The sequence below is a fragment of the Gimesia maris genome (assembly GCF_008298035.1).
GTDB classification, from domain to species: domain Bacteria; phylum Planctomycetota; class Planctomycetia; order Planctomycetales; family Planctomycetaceae; genus Gimesia; species Gimesia maris.
On sequence record NZ_CP042910.1, the window covers coordinates 5,008,673 to 5,026,278 of the forward strand.

Sequence of the window (17,606 nt, forward strand, 5' to 3'; positions counted from 1 at the left end):
ATGGTCATGCCTCTACTGCTGAATGGAATGCTCAGTAATATATTGATTGCAGGTGGCCTGTTTGCCGTGGTCATGCTGTTACGCCGCTGGATCAAAAACCCGGCGGTTATCCATCTGCTGCTGGTCCTGATTCTCGTCAAGCTCATCATGCCGGCTTACTGGCAGCCTCAAATCGAACTGTTTCCGGCGGAAGCCGTTTTCGTGGAAGACAATTCGAGCACAGAACAGACAGACACACTCACGAATCATTCAGACAAGCAGGAACTCTTATCAGTTGTGGAGTCATCCTCTTTACAGCAATCGCGGGCTCCTTTGAAAAACCTGTCAGAACATCCTGCAGAATCGGACTCCACAGCTCAATCAAAGTTAATCGATCTACAGAATAAACAGGCTGATTCCAGTAAACATACAGCAGACTCCCGCTGGATGACCGGCTTCCTCTCGTGGAACAGGCTGCGTGAGATTTCTTTCCTGACCGCTCTTATACTCACTTGGGGAACCGGAAGTATCGTCTGTTTTCTGCTGTCAGCGATTCGCATTCTTCGTTTTCAGCAACGATTACGACATACTCAACCGGCGTCTCATGACCTCATTCAACAGACTTCATCCCTGGCAGCACGGATCGGCTTAAAGTCGGTGCCGCGTGTCGAACTGATTTCAGCCAATATTTCTCCGCTGCTCTGGGTGTTCTGCATTCGGGCCCGCATCATCTTACCAGCAAAACTGCTTGCTCAACTGAATCAGGCGGAGCGGGAAACACTTTTATTACATGAGCTGGCCCACTATCGACGCCGCGATCACTGGGTAAGATTGCTGGAACTGCTGGCCACTGGAGTTTACTGGTGGAACCCGCTACTCTGGTGGCTGCGTCGGGAAATTCGCATCACGGAAGAAGCCTGCTGTGATGCCTGGGTCATTCAAACACTGCCGGACCTGCGACGTGCTTATGCCGAAGTCCTCGTGAAAGCCATGGGATTCGTCTCACAATCACAGCAGATCACCGCGGCTACAGGCATGGGTTCACAACATTTTCTGGAGCAACGGTTGAAATCCATTATGTGTGACTCCGTTCGCTGTCGCCTCTCGCGACCATTAAAAACAGGAATCGCAGTGCTGGCACTGCTACTGCTCCCCTTTGCGCCTATCGCCGTACATTCTCAAACGGAAACAGAAACGGAATCTGAAACAGCAGTCGCAATAGATACATTACCAACTGTGGAAGAGATCCTGAATGGGTACCACGCCAATCTTCAGAATCTCCTGCCCATTGAGATGACTTATCGAGTGTTATCACAAGAGAACATGAATTGTATCACACGAGATCAGTTTGAGCTGGAGGCGATTAAACGGTTTCCAAATCTGGATCGCAGCGAGATCACTGTGGACGGCAAAGTCCCCAGTGAAGATGAATTTCGCTTTATGGATATTTCATTACAACTGAAGCAACAGCAACTTGAACGACAGTTGACTCCCGAAGCCATCCAGGAACGACTGCGAGAAAAAGTAGTCGAGCAACGCTATTTCTGGACCGATGGTTCCTCATTCCACCAGCGCTGGCCCTATTGGTCCGACAGTGAACGACAGCAGAATCCCAAATTAGATCAAGGGCCTGTCTGGCCTCCGGAGAATCTGAATCAGCACTATGATTCGATCAAGCTCATCTCCTGGTCAAAGGCCAACCAGCCTCCCCTCAGGCACTGGTTTGGCAGGAATAAAGAACGCAGTTCCCTGCAGGCTTCGATTGGAAATCAACTGAAGGAGATACCTTCCCTTCACACCAGTGCGCCGTTGGGTCTGAAGGCATACCGATGGGATGAGAAATTGCCGACGTATTCACTCGATGATTCCATGTCAAAAGATTCAGATCAATACCAGATCGTAGGTCGAAGCCAGATGAACGGCCAATCCGTCATTCTGGTTGACAGTTTCAGCGCCTATCCTCAACGCTCGCAGGAGACACGCTGGCGGATGCGAGCCTGGATCGATCCCAGTCGTGGCTATCTGCCTTTACGCATTGAATGGGGGGTTGTTGATCCGTCGAACAAGTTGATCTCTGGCTTGAGTCACCACCTGGAGACACTCGAGATCAAACAGGTGGCGAACAGCTATTATCCTGTAAAGATTAAATACCAGGAATACACATTGGACTACCCCACACAGCAAAAGCGGTCTGATAAATTGAAACCCGAAGAGCGGGCCAGGCTAGCACAGCTACCCATTCCCGTTATCGAGGGGCGCTGTAAAACCTGGGAAGTCGTCAGCATCAAAGCCAATCAACCGATTGAGCCAGAAACACTGGCACTCCAGTTTCCAGAGGGAACCGTTTATGAAAACAAGATTGACGGGCAGAAATATGTCACGGGGAAGATACACCCCCTGTCTCCTGAGCCTGAACCTGAACCGCCAGAATTCGTCAACTTCCTTGAGCAGGCACCTCCCCTGCAGATTCAGGAGTGGGTGGATGGAAACACACGGAATCTCGCAGATTTCCGCGGCAAAGTTGTGGTTCTGTTATTTCTGGGCGATGTGATGCATTTTGATTTTGAACAGATTCCAGCGGAAAATCAGCAGTGGCTTGAGATGCTCAAACAGACTATTAAGGCATTCCATACGAAATACGCCGAAAAAGAAGTCGTCTTCCTGGAACTCTATCCCCCTGGCACGAGCAAGGAAAAGATTCGCGCCTTCCACCAGTTCCGAGGTTTTGAAACGCACGCCGCCATTGATCAATCCGCACCAACTGGAGGTGTCACCAATTTTCAATATCATGGCGGCATTCTCGATCTCAGCTTTTATCTAATCGATCCGGATGGTCGTGTGATCTTCTGTCCGCGTTTCTGGGATGGAGAACTAGGCGAGATGTACATCCAGAATGCGGCTGACAAACTATCGATTTCCCTGGATTCATCCGAAGAACTCTCCCCGGAAGAGGGGGCCCGTGTCAGCCTGCGGATTATGGAATACATCATCAGCGAACAAATCGACAAAGCACTGGCGGCGAAGAATTCAAAGTAAATTAATCAGTTCTCTAATTATTCATTCCACAACAGGTTTACTTTTCTCTAATGGCAGACCGGCCAACTGCTGGTCGAGAACAAGTTTCAGTTTCTCGAGATCGTCTTCATAAAAACCAACCGAGGAGAAGACCACTTTCCCACCAGGAGAGATCACCAGGGTCCGTGGAATCAGTTCGTGGGCGAATTGGGAATAGATCTCTCGTTCGGGGTCGGGAGCGACGGGAAAGGTGAAATCGAATTCCTCACAGAATTGTTTTACCTTCTCCTCTGTTTCCTCTCGTCCGATTACCAGCAGACGAAAACCCGGATTGCTCTTGTGTTCATCCCAGATCTGCTGAATATACGGCAATTCCAGACGACAGGGGCCACACCAGTTCGAATAAAAATTGATCAACACCACTTCGCCCCGCGCCGCTGCTAAGGAAAACAACTCGCCGTCTATCGTTGCTACAGAAAAGTCAGGCGCTGTGTCGCCAACCAGTACAATGGATGTTTTGGTAAGCCGCTCCTCCAGGAATGCATTCTCTTCTGCGATTTTCTCGCGGACCAGGGACGGTAAAAAGATCCAGAAGTTAACAACGTAAAGCAGTGCATAAAGTCCGAGTATCGTAATGACTGAGGATAGAAGTCGAAGTGCATGTCCTCTTCGCTTTGGCGTTTTCCAACGTAACAACATAAAACCCAGCGAAAACACCAACACACCAATGGCAATATACATTGCAATCGCTATGAAATTAACAACCAGATTGTATGTCTCTCCGCTCATAAATCACCATAGCTATGACCACAGCACAAAATAAATAATGCGATGCTGTTCAACTCACTCTGCAACCGTTTTGTTTTTCGCATCTGGCAGACCGGCCAGTTGCTCGTCCAGCAGAGCTTCCAGCTTCGGGACATCCGGTTCGTAAAAGCCGACCTGGGAAAAGATGATGGTTCCTTCTGGAGAAATCACCAGTGTCCGTGGAATCAAATCGTGGGCAAACATCGAAAACACGACACGATCCGGGTCGGGGGCCGCAGGGAATGTGAAACCGTTCTCTTCACAGAACAGCTTCACGGTTTCCAGCGTTTCTTCGCGACCGATCACCCGCAGTCGAAAACGGGGATTAACTTTGCGCGCTTCCCAGATTTTCTGAATATGAGGCAATTCCAGGCGACAGGGGCCACACCACGTTGCGAAGAAATTGATCAGCACCACATCGCCTCGTGCCTCTGACATCGAAAATTCTTTATCGTCCGTCATCGTGAGTGTAAATTCAGGAGCCTCGTCCCCTACCTTCAGAACAGACGATTCATCAAGCTGTTTTGCACGTCCCGACTCATGCTCTGCTATTTGCTGTTCACGCAAAGTGGGCATCAGCATCCCCCAGAAAATCGCCTGTTGTACCACGATGCAGCCGAAAATGATCCCCAGCGAAAGCAGCAGCCGCAGGATGTGGCGGCCTCGTCGCGGTGTCCTCCATTGAATGATCATGCCAAAAAACGAAACGATCATGACACAGATCGCGACGAAGGCACCAATCTCTAGAGCGAATAGAATCGAGTTGTAGGTGGAGATACTCATGGTTTTTGTGCTTTGAGTTGTTTACGAATCAGTGAGGATTGAGAATCATCCAGAATCTGCCAGCATGCCAGACCGTTACCGACCAGATCGAATTCGTCAAACTGCCAGACGACATTTCTGTCAGCGTCCAGTTCGATGATCTGCGGATTCTCCGGACCGGCGTGACAGTTGCCAATCACGATGTGGCCGTTCTCCAGTTCCTGCAGACAGGTGGTCCATTTGAGCTCGATTTCCGTCCCTGGCACTTTACCCTGGATCTCCCAGACCGTCTCTTTCTCAGAATTCACTTCGCGAATACTGTTACCACTGCCGGACGCGATCAGCGTATTGCCGTTCTTCAAACGAATCGCGCCATACACACGGGTTTTGATCAGGTAGTCCCAGATCATTTTGCCGTCCCGATTGTATTCGGTCACCACACCAGGCTGTTCAGAACAGACCAGGTATGTTCCCCTCGGCGTAATTCGCATCAGACGGGTGGATTGCGTCCCCCCTTTCTTGAGAGGGAACTGATGCACAAGTTTACCCTGTGGATCGACTTCGATGATGCGTCCCACGCCACTTTCCACGATCACCGTATTTCCATTGGGAAGTCGGGAGAACGCATGCACGTCCACACGTTTACCGGCATTGCCATTCATCGTTGCGGAATCGTAAGCCCAGACGATTTTTTTATCGAGGGTGATTTCTTTTAGGCCGGTCCAGCTGTCGTGAAACAGGATATTACCATCAGATAGCAGTTGCACATCGTGATGGCCGGCGTGCCCTTTCTTCGGTCCTGCTGTTTTGTAAGTCCAGAGCACCTTACCATCTGCAGAGCAGATTGCCAGAAGGTCCTTCTGATAGGAAGCGCTCACCAGCACCAGTCGTTCCGCAGACGCAACAGCGGTTACCAGCAGACAGGTTAATAACATTACTAAAAACTGCGAGGCACGTTTCATGATAACCGCTGGTCCTTACATTCGAGTGAAGATTGAACCTCAAAAGCTTATGTATCATAACCTTCCAGCAACTCAGTGGGAACACAGAACAGAATTCGTTTCATCCCTTTCCCATCGAATCGACAGATTTTCCATTAAATTTCATTGGTTAGAATTCCTGAATCGCAGTTGATCTGGCGAATCAACTACAGTAGCCTGAAACGCAGCTGATACAATACCGTTATTCTCCAATAAAAATGATAAATAAACAGACAATCAGGCAGGCACACGGACTCTCTTTACGGTGAGAGGATTCTACGGAACAACTGAAACATCATCTTAACCATCTGCGAGGATTTTCGATGACTTCACGCCGCCTGCTTCCATTGTGCGTCTTCTGTTTCTATCTGATCTCTTCCATTCCGATCTTTGCGGATGACCAGTTTGAACAACCGGTTCGTCTGAAAGCAGAAGGAAAAATCATCGATACCGGCGCCGCCTGGGGACACAGCAGCCCTTGTATTGAAGACCTGGACGGCGATGGCCTCAAAGATCTGATGGTGGGCGATTTCAGTGGCACGTTTCGTTACTACAAAAATGTGGGGCGCAGTGATGCCCCGGTTTATATGGATATGGGGAAAGTTCAGGCGGATGGCAAGGACGCGAAAGTCAACATCTACTGCTGCGTCGGCGGACAACCCCGATTTGTCGATCTGGACGACGATGGCATCCGGGATTTCATCAGCAGTTCTTATGATCCGGGTACCTGCTTCTATTTTCGTGGACTGCCCGATCACAAATTCGCCGCACCTGTCGAACTGAAAGACAAAGCGGGCGTCCCCGTCCGCAGCAGCGTCAAACAGAAACAGGATTACCAGTCGTTCGGCAGTTTTTACGCTCCGGTCGACTGGGATGCGGACGGCGATTTCGATCTGCTGATTGGCTGCTTTGACGGTCATCTGAAACTGCGCCTCAACGAAGGAGATGCAAAAAAGTATGCCTTTACTGCTGAGAACCAGACTGTCAATGCAGATGGAAAACCACTGGAGGTGGAAAAACACTGCTGTCCGGTCATCGCCGACTGGGACCAGGACGGCCTGTGGGACATTCTGGCAGGCAGTGATGCAGGGAGCGTCACCTGGTTTCGCAATACAGGCTCGAAAACCGCACCTCAGTTTGCAGCAGGAAAAACTCTCATCTCCAAACATGACGGGAACGGCTATAACCAGGTGATCTGGAATGAAGATGAGATTGTTCCCGGCATTCGCGCGCAGATTGAAGTCGTCGACTATAACCAGGATGGCAAGCTGGATCTCATTCTCGGTGATTTCACTACGACTTACGATTTTCGTAAAGACCTGACGAAAGATGAAAAAAAACAGGTTGAGCGCATACTGTCCGAAGCGGAAACGATCGGCAAAGCGTATGGCAAAAAAATCGAAGCCTTGCGGGAGGATTTCAAAAAACGCTATCCCGGTGATGAACTTTATAGCGACAAAGCGACAAAAGAATGGTCGGAAGCTTATAAGGCCCTTAAAGACAGCCCTGAAGCCAAAGCGAGTGAGAAATACGATGCGGAATTCGTAAAGCAGATGCGTCCCTTCCTGGCAAGTATGCGCGGCAAGGGAAACCGCAGTTTCGATCTGGCAAAGTCCCACGGTTACGTCTGGCTGTATTTGAGGAAATAATGAACGCTCTGCTTTTGAACCGACAACCTGTTTTCAGTATTCCTGCCATCTTGTCGCTGATTTGCCTGGGCTGTTTTCTGTTGACAGTCTCAGGCTGTGAGCAGGCTTCTGACCAGAAAGTGATTCCGGAAAGCAGCACCACTGTGAATCAACCTGAGGTGGAAACCAGTGTTCCCCCTGCAAGTCAGCAGGTAAGCCAGACCGTGATTTCTGATCGCGTGGAGGGTCAGCAGGTTGCGGTTCTGCTTGAAATTCCACATCAACAAGTAAAACCGGGAGCAAGCTTCCCTGTGACAGTGAAGTTTGATATTGCCCCCTTGTGGGAAATCCGGTCGCTGGAGGCACAACCCGAAAATGTCGCCACGCAACTCAAACTGGAATTGCCTGACGGATTTGAGACTCAAGGGGACTGGCAGACTCCCCCAACCGGTCGTTCCCAGTCGGCTGACAGCCACCCCGTTTATTCAGGCCAGGTCGAATTTCAACAGATGATTCTGGTAACGAAAGAGGCCCAGCCTGGTGAATATGAAATCAGCAGCCAGGTGCAATACCAGGCCTGCGATGAATTTCGCTGCTTGAGCCCGACGCAAAAGAGACTACATGTTACCATTCTAGTGGACCGACTCAATTCAGTAAAAGAATGAGAGAAGTGACCCATCGGCTTACCGATTGATGTGGCAGATCTGTTCGGTCTTATTGATTTTTTTCAGTAATTTCTGAACAGCTGCATCTGAGACAGCAGTTTGTTTTAGATTGAGTTCGAATAGTTTTGTCATCTTATTAAAGAACTTCAAGCTGGCGTCGGTCACTGCTGTATTATTGAGTGATAATATTTGCAAACCAGTCAAACCCTGCAATTGACTGAAACCAGCATCTGTCAATTTCGTATCATCCAGATAGAGTACCAGCATATCGGATTTCGTTTTAATAATTTCCAGACTGCAATCTGTGATGTCAGTCCCGTTCAATTGAATTGACTTCAAGGCAGGTAATTCCATTAAAGTCTGGACGCCCTGGTCTGATATTTGGCAATTATTGAGTGATAAACCGAACAACATGTTCATTGAGGTCAAATATTTTAGTCCGGCGTCGGTCACCTCAGTGTTACTTAAATCAAGAGTTAACTCAATATGCGATTTTCCTAAGATAGATAAGCCCGCATCAGTTATTTGATTGCCTGACAGATTAATTGATGACCATTGTTTTCCGTTTTGCAGCAGGTATATCAACCCTGCATCAGTAATCTGATTATTGGATACATCCAACATTTCCAAGCTGGGAAAGTCAACGATTTGCGACAGACCATCATCAGTCAGCTGAGTCTGATCCAAATACAGCCTCTTCAAAGCCGGTAACTCCTTCAGATATTTGATGTCAGCATCAGTAATATCTGTTTCTGAAAGGATCAGTTTACTTAATCGAGTAAGTCGCTCTAATTTTTTGAGCCCCGCACCAGTGATTTTTGTTTCATTGAGAAAGAGTTCCTCCAATTGATCCAGATTTCTGAGAGCAGTTAATCCTGAGTCCGTAATTTCAGTCTCATTAAGCATGAGAGATTTGAGATTTTTCAAACCCTGAATTTGCTGCATTCCCTCATCCGTAATTTGAGTTTCATGAAGATAGAGCCTTTCCAACTTTTTGAATTGACTGACATATTGAAGACCACGATCAGAAACTGCAGTCTTTCCTACATTTAACGTATTCAGGTCTGAACTATTTGAAAAATGCTTTAGAGATTCATCTGTAATTTTTGTTCCACCAAGAGTTAATTCAACAAGCTTTACTTGCGGAAGTTGCTGGATACCAGCATCAGAGATCTGGTTGTTTGTAATATACAGACTTTGTAAACCCTGTAAATCTCGAAGTAGTGTCAAACCCTGATCCGTAATTTCGGTACCGATAATCCACAAGGAGGTAACCTCAGTCAGTTTGCTGACATGGACAAGGATCGAATCGTCTACTGGAATTTCATTTAACATCACCATACTGACCGTTTTGTCTCCCAGATTTCCGGTACTTTCATCCGTTCCCGGTGCAAAGATGACTTTACCCCCCGCATCTCTGATGGCCTGAATTGCTTTATCTCGAGGAGACTGCATACATCCCTGGCAGATAAAACAGCACAGCACTAAAATCATATTTTTTTTCATTGTGATTCTCTGGTGAGTATCAAACTATTTTGAGTAACTATCAATTGATCAACCTCAATGCAATAGTTTCAAGTGAAATCTACCCGCTGTCCCAGCGTTCTCCCACGAAGCTGTCATTGATCGCTTCAATTTGTGTGCGGATGGCAGCAATGCGTTCGTGATGCAATCCCAGAGTGACAATATTAAACGCCGCCTCCGGACTGGGATTGTGATAGTATTCTTCCGGTGTCCGCGCAGGCATCCTCGTGTCGAGGGGAAAATCAGTGACTCTGACAAATGCCAGGATACAGCAGATACGCTGGTCGTTGTTTAACTCATTGCTCTGAGGAATGACAGTACTTTCATTTTCCAGTTCCAGCAGTCGGTTCCAGACAGAATGTATAACCTGAGTATCGTCGTCAAACAAATCGACTAAACAGGCAGGAAGAAATTTCAGAAACCCCCAATATGACATGAATACCGGCGCTTCATGGTGAATTGAGATCAACCTGTGATCCAGCTGATCCCAGGTCTTCCCTGAAAAGTCCCGGATGATTTCATCGTAGTCATCCCCCCGGGCATGTACTAACTGTTCGCCATCAATGTCCGCAAAGTGTGATTGCGGGGGAAAAGAGTCATAGATACTGTCGATGACAATTTCCCGGTAATTACGATTCCAGTCTCTGTTTTTGACAACGATCATACTAATGTTTCTTTATGCGATGGATACATACTTCTCAGCTTCCATTGTAACACATTGAGTCTCTGTCGAACGGTATGTCTCTCTTTATCAGTTAATGCCGGAATTTGGTTCCCCTTTTTTGCAAAACGCTGGTAGCAATACCATTTCGGTTTGCGTTTTAATAAACAGGGGGTGAGATCCTGATTCGAAACGACAACATCCGCTCTCATAAACTGTTATTATATTATGAGATACAGCTCAGACCATGAGTCCATGTATTTATTCCTGTCTTAAAACATTCGTTTTGGAAACTTCAGTTTCCAGCAGCTGACGCTATTAAGCGAGCAATCCACTGCAGTATCGGGCCAACTGTATTTTTTAGTTTGACACCTGTTGTCCGATAGGGGGATTTTACGTATGCGAAAATTCAGTATGTTACTTACAATTCTGGCGTTATCCATGTTTTCCACAGACGCTTTTGCCCAGCGAGGCGGTGGTGGTGGAGGAGGCGGCCCCCGCGGTGGTGGAGGCGGCGGAGGCCAACAGATGGGTCAGCAAGGTGGCGGAGGAGGTCAGTGCCAGCAGGGAGGTGGAGGTGCGCAGATGGGTGGCAGTATGATGCGTGGCGGAGGAGGCATGACAGGGACGCAGACTACCACCACGGATACCGCAGAACTGGTCACACAGATGATGTTGAGTCTGGATCAGAACCGGGATGGCATGATCGTCGGCAATGAAGTTCCTCCTAAGATGCGATCCAAAGTAAAAGACGCCGATGCCAATGGTGACGGCGTTTTGAACCGCATGGAACAGCTGGCCGTCATCGATCGCACCAAAATGCTCAGCGGCCGTTCCGACGTCAATGGACTTGGACTGAACGAAGATATTTTCAAGCGACTGGATACCAATCTGGACACCGTCGTCAGTCCAGACGAAGTTCCACGCTCTCTGCAGCGACTCTTCCGCACGCTTGACACCAACCGAGACGGGATCATCGATACCGATGAAAAGAAGGCAGCCCTGTATAAGATCAAAGGGAGACTGAACCCGGACACCACACGAACGAAAGACCCTAATAGTTAGAGTTCACCCTGTAGAATCTGAGCGATTTCCAATCTATTTGACTCGTACCAAACAGCCTGGGAGACGTTACAGTAAAACGGGGCGCAGGTTAAATGTGTGCTGATGGTCCACATCATCGCTGTGCCGGGAATCGATCCAAGACGAAAACGGTGTAACTCCTTGGGGCAGGCAGCATCCTCGAATTCCGAGATCGAGCGATGTTGTCTGCTATACCAGTCGATGGGAGATTCCCGGCACTCTTCGCGCGCTGAACTCGAAATGCAACGCGCTAATTGAACAGGTTCTCAAAATAACTGGCGACGCGCGCCAGCTCAGGTGGTTCACTGCGAAATGCGATATGCCCATCGGGGCGAATCAGAAACAGGCTGGCGTCGATCACACCAAACCGCGCATGTACCTTTCCTTCGACATCATGCAGCCAGCATTCCTGAAGAGATGATTCTGGCAGGAACTCTGGTGGCGGAGCAGTTGAGATGATCCAGAATTCGCCACAGGCTTGCAGATTGTGATGGAATTTTTCGAAATCAGGAACCTCGGTCTGATCGGTGGCCATCCAGAGCAGACTGTGTCCCTCGTTGCAGATCAACTGGCTCAACTGAATGGCTTCAGCAGAACCAGACTTCAGGAGTGGACCGGCATCGGGAGTGCAATCGCCGGGCAGTGGTCCCAACCAATGTTGCCGGGCTGCGTCGCCAGCTGAATGGTAACCACTGACCAGAGGGCTATCGCGATAGTGTAGTTCCAGTTCAGATTCTGCCTGGGCCGCCTGCAGTTTTCCCCTGGACGTATACAGCAGGGCACACAGAGCACGTTTAACCCGCTCGATGGCAGCCGGGTCATTAGGAATACTGCGAAGCGCTTCCGCGGTGTCTCCAGAAGCGCCCACGGCAGCAGCAGCGGGCCGCCGTTCCTGCTCATAACTTTCCAGCAGTTTCGCATCCGCCGTCCCCTGAATAACGAGCGCCAGCTTCCAGCCCAGGTTGAACGAGTCGTGAATACCCATATTCATGCCATGCCCTTCAATCGGGCTGCAGGCATGCGCGGCATCACCGGCCAGCAGAACCCGTCCCGACTGATAGTGGGCACTCAACTGCCGATAGGTATGATACAACATCGGTTCATCCGGTTCATGCAGACGGGAACCGGGGGACAGGATCTCGAGACCGGCGTTGATCTGTTCCAGCAGCGCAGCATTGTCGATGTCATCATCGGCCCGGAAGTAAATCCGCCAGCGTTCCCGTGGAAGAGGAATCGGATTCAAAGCGGGTGCTTCAATTTGAATCGCCGCCCGATCCGGAGCATGCTGCCAGTCTTTTAAATGGCCATCGATCACTCCCCAGCGACGCAGATAGCGATGGCCGTCGACATCAATTCCACAGGATTCTCGAACCCGGCTGTGAATTCCATCAGTCCCTACCAGCCAGTCTGCGATTACAGTCTGTTCTGTTCCCTCCGTGGATCGCAGTTGCGCGGTAACCTGTGATTCATTCTGCTGCAGGCCGCTCAGTTCCCAGCCCCGCGTAACGGCGCCTCCCAGCGCGACGAGTCGTTCCGTCAGTATCTCTTCCGTTTCATTTTCCGATAAATTCAGGTCGTAGGGATGCCGGCATTCCAGACCGTTGAAGTCGGTCTGGGCGACGATCTGACCATAGGCAAAGATATTAAAGCCTCGCATCAGATGCCCCCGCTCCAGAAATGCATCGATGACACCCATTGACTCAAAGATTTCCAGCGAGCGGCTGTGAATAACCGTTGCGCGATCAAAGGGCAAAGGTTCCGGGCGACGATCAATCAGCAGGCATTCAATATTCCGTCGCGCCAACTCCACGGCCAGTGAGAGCCCCGTCGGACCGGCACCCACAATGAGCACCGGGGAAGATTGTGGTAGGCTTGTATGACCGTTTGGCATTCTGTTTTCCATTGCAGGCTTGCGAGTCAATACTTTTAGTCGCTGAAACGTACTCAGTATACGACATCAGCAATGATTGCATTTAACGATCATATAGATAACGGTACTCTGTTCGCGAGTCATTTCTTATCTTTTCCAACTGCAGCTTTCATCGCCTGCAGCGAATCGCGGGCAAACTGTTTCTGTTTGCGACGCACATAGGGATAAGCGATTTTCGATAACAACTGCTGCGGTCGAGAGAAAGCATACAGATCATACCAGACCGAGTCATCGTCGGCCCGCCATTCCACCTGAAAACGTTCTTCGCCGCACTCCGCATGTTCGGGCAGAGTACCATACGCGAAGGCATACCGTTGAACGGGCTCTGTTTCTTCCAGCACATACACCACTCGACTCGCATTCAGAACCCACAAACCGAGCGCATGCGCGAGGATTGCCACGGTCTGTCCTGGCTCCGGCAAGGCGTCGGGATGATGCAGACTCACCCAGTTCAGCCGAAAGTGCTGCCAGTCCTGCAGTGCCCGCTTCGCCTGTTCATAAACGGCTCGCCCCTGCCCCAGACAGATCCGGTTATGATCGACTTGAAAGCTGTCAGGCGGTGCAGGTGACCGCGTCGCTCCAATTGATGAGTAGGTAAACTCCAGCTGTGCCTGAACTTCGATAAAGTCGTCAATCTGTTTTGCCTTTGGCTGCTGAAGCAGAAACATGCTATCAATACCTTAAATGTCAGACACTCTACTTTGGTCTTGTGTCTCTGAGTATTCTGTTACAATTCCTGTAATCTATTCAGAAAAGGCGTTTGATGAATCACTCTGAAGAAACAGGTCTTAGTGAATCCACAACAAAAAGCAAATCATTTCCCTGGCAGATTGTAGCAGTCTGGTCAGTGATATTACTACTGGCGACATTCGCCTGCTGGGCGTTTGTGATTTTTATTCTGCCATATCTGCTGAGGCCTCTCTTTCCCCAGGGGCGCTTCATGATTTACCTGTTTCGACTGCTGACACCACTGTCCATCACCATCTGGGGAACGGGCATCTACTTCGCTTATCGCAGACACCGCTCTATGAAAGTAGCAGTCTCACTCATCATTGTCAGTGGCTTCGTGTTGATCACGGCTCCCATCTGGGGTTACCTGTTGATCCTGGCATTTGCGGGAGGCTGGAATGTGAAGTGAACTTGTTACATTCAGGCGAGTCCCTTTATCAGAAAATGTCTCCTTTCAGCATATTTTTTGATCCTGCCTTCCTATGATCCGTTTGTTAGATTAAGGAACTCTTTGTCTGATCTTGAACTGAGTCATAAATTTCTATGAATGGATCACCCACAGCAACTCCGGATTCCCAAAGCGAAGAGCAAAAGTTTCGATACCGTAGAAACTGTCTCTACCAGGGTCTATGTTGTTTTCTTGGTTTTGCTGGAATGATGCTTTTTTCCTGCTATTTTCTACTCACAGATCCAGCAATGTCAGACGGTGAGTATTACATGTTATTATGCTCTATCGTATTCTGGCTATTCTGGACAACCGGTTCTGTCTGGATGATTCTCGCTTATTATTTCGCATCACTGACAATTCAAGGCAACAAACTCATTGAACAGGGAGTCCTGCTGCGGAAAGAACTAGATCTCGAAAGCATCAGACAACTCCGCTGGATCACCAGTCCCTCTGGTATGATCAAACTGAAGTCCCTGACGGAGAAAATCACGATCCATCTCGAGAATTTCCCCTGTGAAGAGCAGATCTGGATAATGGAATATCTTCGAGCGCAGATTCCCGAACCAGATCAAGAGGGCTGGGATCTCTTTTGTCATCGTGTGGCGATGCCGCTCAGGCGCTATGATCCCCAGGCACTGCCTGTGCCGGACAATGATCAAGTCCTGCTCACCAGGAAACGCTGGGACTGGCTTTTGCTACCCTGGATTCTATTGTTTTCGGTGGGAGGAGTTCTGGCGACCTTGAAATTTAATCAACCGCATCTTTTGTCTGCCCCTTTATCGCCTACGGCGCTCTGGCTGTTTCTGAGATTCTCTACTCCTAAGGAGGGAATGGTTTCAAAAGTAATCAATGCCAACAAAGAGCTGCGTTCCTTTCTCTTTTTTACAGGAGGGATGCTGCTTACCTACCTGACCATCCTGGTGGGACTTAAGTTTATTGATTCCCCGCTTCTTGATAATAATATTTTCATGGCCTGTCTGACACTGATCGGAATGGCGGCCATGCTCTGGAAATGTCACCGACTCGACAAGAACCAATACAAAAAACAGCTGGAAGCATCGAAAGCTTCTGTCGAAGAATGGGAAGCCGGATCTTCTCCCCAGATAACTGACAGAAAAGAAAGTCGGTTATGATGAATGAGAAATCCATTGATGAAACTGATTTGTCCGAACCAGTTAAACAGGAAAGAGTGTTTCGACAGGGAAAAAAGGAGCAAAACGAAGCCATAATCTCATTGATCTTATTTGGCATAATCGGCCTGGGTTTTATTTACGGAATGTGCCTCAACGCTCCTGCTGAAACTCGAATCTCCGCTACCCTCTTCTTTAGTATGCTTTGGGGTTTACTAATGAGCATTTTTTTCTGGTCATTTCTGATCGCGAAATATGTCTCAGTCGCCTTTCATAATGGAAATCTGATCCTGCAAGGAGTCTTTTCGAAAAAGTATATTTTACTGTCCAATATCGATGTAATCCGGTGGAGTTTATATTCACATGGGCAAATCAAAGTCGAGACTGCCACCGAAGTCGGAACCATCAACCTGTTCTATTTTAATAAAGAAGAACGACTCTGGATGATTCAATATTTCCGAGACCATTTCCTGGAATCCAGGCAGGAAAACTGGCCGCTGTTCTGCCATCAGATTGCGCTGCCACTGAGAAACCGGCATACAATTAAACCACGAACACCTCGACCTGATGATTTCCTACATACTCGAAAGCGTTGGGACAAATTAATCATCATCTTTGCCACTGTGACAGCTCTGATCAGCATTCTGCCAGCCTGGTACTTTCAACAAATCAAATACTTACTGTTACCAATTCTGCCACTGTGTGGCTGGTTTGTCCGTTATAAGATTCCAGAGGAAGGCATCCCTGTTTCGGCAAGTGAAAATAAAAACTTCAATGAGGCATCATATTTCTTTGGCATCTGGTCAGTGGCTTGTCTCATCATTTATCTTCCCTTCAGATTTGAACTGCTACCTGCTCCCACCGGAATCAGCGTTGGCTGGACAATCACTTTTATCTGGAACTTCGGTTTGTACTGGAGAATTTTTCTGATGAACCGGAGAGATCACCAGAAGGATCTGGAAGATGCGAAACTGTCAGTTCAGGAATGGGAAGCCGGAAATAGGTCTTCTGACTGACGTCTAACCGACTCCTTCCTTCATTCTGTTCTGTAGCGTCTCCTTCGTTAACCATACGTTGGCTTCTGTGGCCAGGCGACGGGGGAGTCTTCGAAGTCTTCCTGGCGACCGTAGGGTGTGATATCCAGCAGGCTGTAGGCATTTGTCAGGCCTTCGCAGCCTCGTGCAAAAGTGGAATAGGTGTGATAGATCTCATCACCCAACCGGAAAAAGACGCTCATGCCATGCATTTCGCCCGACAGAAAATAAGGCTCGTCATTTTGGCGCTGCTGCAGCTCTGCCTGGGTGCGATAGTTGTACTGAGGCGGCGTGATCTTGTCATCAAGCGTCACATGGAAATCGTAATTGAAATCGCTTTCGAAGGACGAAACCCAGGTCCGGTTCCAGCCCTGATCGGCCTTCATCTTCAACAGTTTTTCCAGGGGTGCTCGCGAGATCAACGCGAAAGTGGTATCGCGATCATGCAGCATTGACAGATCACCCATCGCATTAATCAGACCCGTACAGCCTCCACAGCCTTTCTCCCAGTCAGGATCAAACATGAAGTGATAGACGATCAACTGGCGGCGTCCCTCAAATAGATCCAGTAGACTCAGCTTGCCATCGGGTCCGTCAAACTGATAATCCTTCTCCAGCCTGACCATCGGCAGCTTACGCCGCAGCGCATTGACACGGTCCAGCTGCTGCGTCAGTTTCTTCTCAGCAGTTAACAGATCCAGTCGTTCGCTCAACCACTGTTCCTGGGTCACAATCTCGGGATGGGCGACAGCGTTTTCGGTACTCATAGTAATTCTCCTCGGTTAAGAATGTTTTCGGTAAGGAAACATTGCTCTGCCGGTCAGCGGGTAGGCAGAGAAGAAATGTTTCAGCCGCAGGAACACAAAAAGCGTCAGCACCAGACAGCTTGCCACGATCAGGAACAGCCTGAGCCAGGCTGCAACGGCCAGTGAAAGTCCGACTCCGGTGAAAAACGTCACCCAGGCGGCGAGACAGACCGGGCATTTCGGCATCAGAATCAGCACCAGGGTCGACAGCATTGAAACCAGCCCCTGTTTGAACCAGGATTGGCGTCTCTGAGTCTGCACATTCGGGATTTCTCCCGCGCCCGGCAGCTGATAGCTCTGACAGTGACAGTCAGTGTCGTATGGCATCAGATGCTCCTCCAAAACAGGGTGTGTTGATGTTCTACCCTGTAGTCGAACGGCACCCGGTCAAATCGACAGGACCTGAAAAACTTATTTCATTCCGT

Annotated in this window: 16 protein-coding genes; 7 read left to right on the forward strand and 9 right to left on the reverse strand. The window is 49.0% G+C overall.

The window, feature by feature from the left end:
• Window positions 1-6 precede the first annotated feature (6 nt).
• Window positions 7-3,015 (forward strand): M56 family metallopeptidase, encoded by a 3,009-nt coding sequence (locus tag GmarT_RS18400; protein WP_044237731.1) that lies wholly within the window; start codon window positions 7-9, stop codon window positions 3,013-3,015.
• 21 nt (window positions 3,016-3,036) lie between these two features.
• Here GmarT_RS18400 and GmarT_RS18405 read toward each other — a convergent pair whose 3' ends face one another.
• The 3 genes from GmarT_RS18405 to GmarT_RS18415 are packed head-to-tail and all read right to left on the reverse strand — an operon-like array spanning window position 3,037 to window position 5,525.
• Window positions 3,037-3,783: a TlpA disulfide reductase family protein gene (locus GmarT_RS18405; protein WP_063825430.1), complete on the reverse strand. Its 747-nt coding sequence runs from the start codon at window positions 3,781-3,783 to the stop codon at window positions 3,037-3,039.
• 54 nt (window positions 3,784-3,837) lie between these two features.
• Window positions 3,838-4,584: a TlpA family protein disulfide reductase gene (locus GmarT_RS18410; RefSeq protein WP_002646378.1), complete on the reverse strand. Its 747-nt coding sequence runs from the start codon at window positions 4,582-4,584 to the stop codon at window positions 3,838-3,840.
• Window positions 4,581-5,525 carry an outer membrane protein assembly factor BamB family protein gene (locus GmarT_RS18415; RefSeq protein ID WP_002646377.1) on the reverse strand — a complete coding sequence of 315 codons (945 nt, stop codon included), beginning with the start codon at window positions 5,523-5,525 and terminating at the stop codon, window positions 4,581-4,583. Before GmarT_RS18415 ends, GmarT_RS18410 begins: the two co-directional genes overlap by 4 nt.
• A gap of 341 nt (window positions 5,526-5,866) precedes the next feature.
• On the opposite strand from GmarT_RS18415, the gene GmarT_RS18420 reads away from it, so the two are divergent.
• A complete protein-coding gene (locus GmarT_RS18420) occupies window positions 5,867-7,192 on the forward strand; it encodes an FG-GAP-like repeat-containing protein (protein ID WP_002646376.1) in 1,326 nt (441 codons plus the stop codon).
• Window positions 7,192-7,836 carry a protein-disulfide reductase DsbD family protein gene (locus tag GmarT_RS18425; protein WP_002646375.1) on the forward strand — a complete coding sequence of 215 codons (645 nt, stop codon included), beginning with the start codon at window positions 7,192-7,194 and terminating at the stop codon, window positions 7,834-7,836. Before GmarT_RS18420 ends, GmarT_RS18425 begins: the two co-directional genes overlap by 1 nt.
• An 18-nt stretch (window positions 7,837-7,854) precedes the next feature.
• On the opposite strand, the gene GmarT_RS18430 is transcribed toward GmarT_RS18425, so the two are convergent.
• Both GmarT_RS18430 and GmarT_RS18435 read right to left on the reverse strand, forming a co-directional pair.
• Complete coding sequence (locus GmarT_RS18430; protein ID WP_002646374.1) at window positions 7,855-9,342, reverse strand: leucine-rich repeat domain-containing protein; 1,488 nt, start codon at window positions 9,340-9,342, stop codon at window positions 7,855-7,857.
• 79 nt (window positions 9,343-9,421) lie between these two features.
• Entirely contained in the window at window positions 9,422-10,024 is a 603-nt protein-coding gene (locus GmarT_RS18435) for a hypothetical protein (RefSeq protein WP_002646373.1), read from the reverse strand.
• A gap of 396 nt (window positions 10,025-10,420) precedes the next feature.
• Here GmarT_RS18435 and GmarT_RS30250 point away from each other — a divergent pair, with 396 nt between their 5' ends.
• Complete coding sequence (locus GmarT_RS30250; protein ID WP_002646372.1) at window positions 10,421-11,086, forward strand: EF-hand domain-containing protein; 666 nt, start codon at window positions 10,421-10,423, stop codon at window positions 11,084-11,086.
• A gap of 268 nt (window positions 11,087-11,354) precedes the next feature.
• Here the strand turns inward: GmarT_RS30250 and GmarT_RS18445 are convergent, their stop codons facing one another.
• Complete coding sequence (locus GmarT_RS18445) at window positions 11,355-12,995, reverse strand: FAD-dependent monooxygenase (RefSeq protein WP_044237729.1); 1,641 nt, start codon at window positions 12,993-12,995, stop codon at window positions 11,355-11,357.
• A gap of 119 nt (window positions 12,996-13,114) precedes the next feature.
• Window positions 13,115-13,702, reverse strand: coding sequence for a DUF1990 domain-containing protein (locus GmarT_RS18450; RefSeq protein ID WP_002646370.1), 588 nt, complete (start codon window positions 13,700-13,702; stop codon window positions 13,115-13,117).
• Window positions 13,703-13,797: 95 nt separating this feature from the next.
• Here GmarT_RS18450 and GmarT_RS18455 point away from each other — a divergent pair, with 95 nt between their 5' ends.
• The 3 genes from GmarT_RS18455 to GmarT_RS18465 all read left to right on the forward strand — a co-directional run bounded on the left by GmarT_RS18455 (window position 13,798) and on the right by GmarT_RS18465 (window position 16,357).
• Window positions 13,798-14,172 (forward strand): hypothetical protein, encoded by a 375-nt coding sequence (locus tag GmarT_RS18455; RefSeq protein WP_002646369.1) that lies wholly within the window; start codon window positions 13,798-13,800, stop codon window positions 14,170-14,172.
• A gap of 308 nt (window positions 14,173-14,480) precedes the next feature.
• The gene (locus GmarT_RS18460; protein WP_149303071.1) at window positions 14,481-15,344 is read left to right on the forward strand and encodes a hypothetical protein; all 864 of its coding nucleotides are present in this window, start codon (window positions 14,481-14,483) and stop codon (window positions 15,342-15,344) included.
• 215 nt (window positions 15,345-15,559) lie between these two features.
• Window positions 15,560-16,357 (forward strand): hypothetical protein, encoded by a 798-nt coding sequence (locus GmarT_RS18465; protein ID WP_149303074.1) that lies wholly within the window; start codon window positions 15,560-15,562, stop codon window positions 16,355-16,357.
• A 47-nt stretch (window positions 16,358-16,404) separates the two neighbouring features.
• On the opposite strand, the gene GmarT_RS18470 is transcribed toward GmarT_RS18465, so the two are convergent.
• On the reverse strand, window positions 16,405-17,142 hold the full coding sequence (locus GmarT_RS18470) for a DUF899 domain-containing protein (RefSeq protein WP_002646366.1): 738 nt from the start codon (window positions 17,140-17,142) through the stop codon (window positions 16,405-16,407).
• Window positions 17,143-17,157: 15 nt separating this feature from the next.
• Window positions 17,158-17,508: a hypothetical protein gene (locus GmarT_RS18475; protein ID WP_002646365.1), complete on the reverse strand. Its 351-nt coding sequence runs from the start codon at window positions 17,506-17,508 to the stop codon at window positions 17,158-17,160.
• Between the last annotated feature and the right edge of the window lie 98 nt (window positions 17,509-17,606).

Bases quoted from the DNA above. Each gene is read 5' to 3' on its own strand.
- GmarT_RS18430 (WP_002646374.1), bottom strand. From the start codon at position 9,342: ATGAAAAAAAATATGATTTTAGTGCTGTGCTGTTTTATCTGCCAGGGA.
- GmarT_RS30250 (WP_002646372.1), top strand. From the start codon at position 10,421: ATGCGAAAATTCAGTATGTTACTTACAATTCTGGCGTTATCCATGTTT.
- GmarT_RS18400 (WP_044237731.1), top strand. From the start codon at position 7: ATGCCTCTACTGCTGAATGGAATGCTCAGTAATATATTGATTGCAGGT.
- GmarT_RS18415 (WP_002646377.1), bottom strand. From the start codon at position 5,525: ATGAAACGTGCCTCGCAGTTTTTAGTAATGTTATTAACCTGTCTGCTG.
- GmarT_RS18475 (WP_002646365.1), bottom strand. From the start codon at position 17,508: ATGCCATACGACACTGACTGTCACTGTCAGAGCTATCAGCTGCCGGGC.
- GmarT_RS18435 (WP_002646373.1), bottom strand. From the start codon at position 10,024: ATGATCGTTGTCAAAAACAGAGACTGGAATCGTAATTACCGGGAAATT.
- GmarT_RS18460 (WP_149303071.1), top strand. From the start codon at position 14,481: ATGTTATTATGCTCTATCGTATTCTGGCTATTCTGGACAACCGGTTCT.
- GmarT_RS18450 (WP_002646370.1), bottom strand. From the start codon at position 13,702: ATGTTTCTGCTTCAGCAGCCAAAGGCAAAACAGATTGACGACTTTATC.
- GmarT_RS18405 (WP_063825430.1), bottom strand. From the start codon at position 3,783: ATGAGCGGAGAGACATACAATCTGGTTGTTAATTTCATAGCGATTGCA.
- GmarT_RS18420 (WP_002646376.1), top strand. From the start codon at position 5,867: ATGACTTCACGCCGCCTGCTTCCATTGTGCGTCTTCTGTTTCTATCTG.
- GmarT_RS18455 (WP_002646369.1), top strand. From the start codon at position 13,798: ATGAATCACTCTGAAGAAACAGGTCTTAGTGAATCCACAACAAAAAGC.
- GmarT_RS18465 (WP_149303074.1), top strand. From the start codon at position 15,560: ATGAGCATTTTTTTCTGGTCATTTCTGATCGCGAAATATGTCTCAGTC.
- GmarT_RS18470 (WP_002646366.1), bottom strand. From the start codon at position 17,142: ATGAGTACCGAAAACGCTGTCGCCCATCCCGAGATTGTGACCCAGGAA.
- GmarT_RS18425 (WP_002646375.1), top strand. From the start codon at position 7,192: ATGAACGCTCTGCTTTTGAACCGACAACCTGTTTTCAGTATTCCTGCC.
- GmarT_RS18445 (WP_044237729.1), bottom strand. From the start codon at position 12,995: ATGCCAAACGGTCATACAAGCCTACCACAATCTTCCCCGGTGCTCATT.
- GmarT_RS18410 (WP_002646378.1), bottom strand. From the start codon at position 4,584: ATGAGTATCTCCACCTACAACTCGATTCTATTCGCTCTAGAGATTGGT.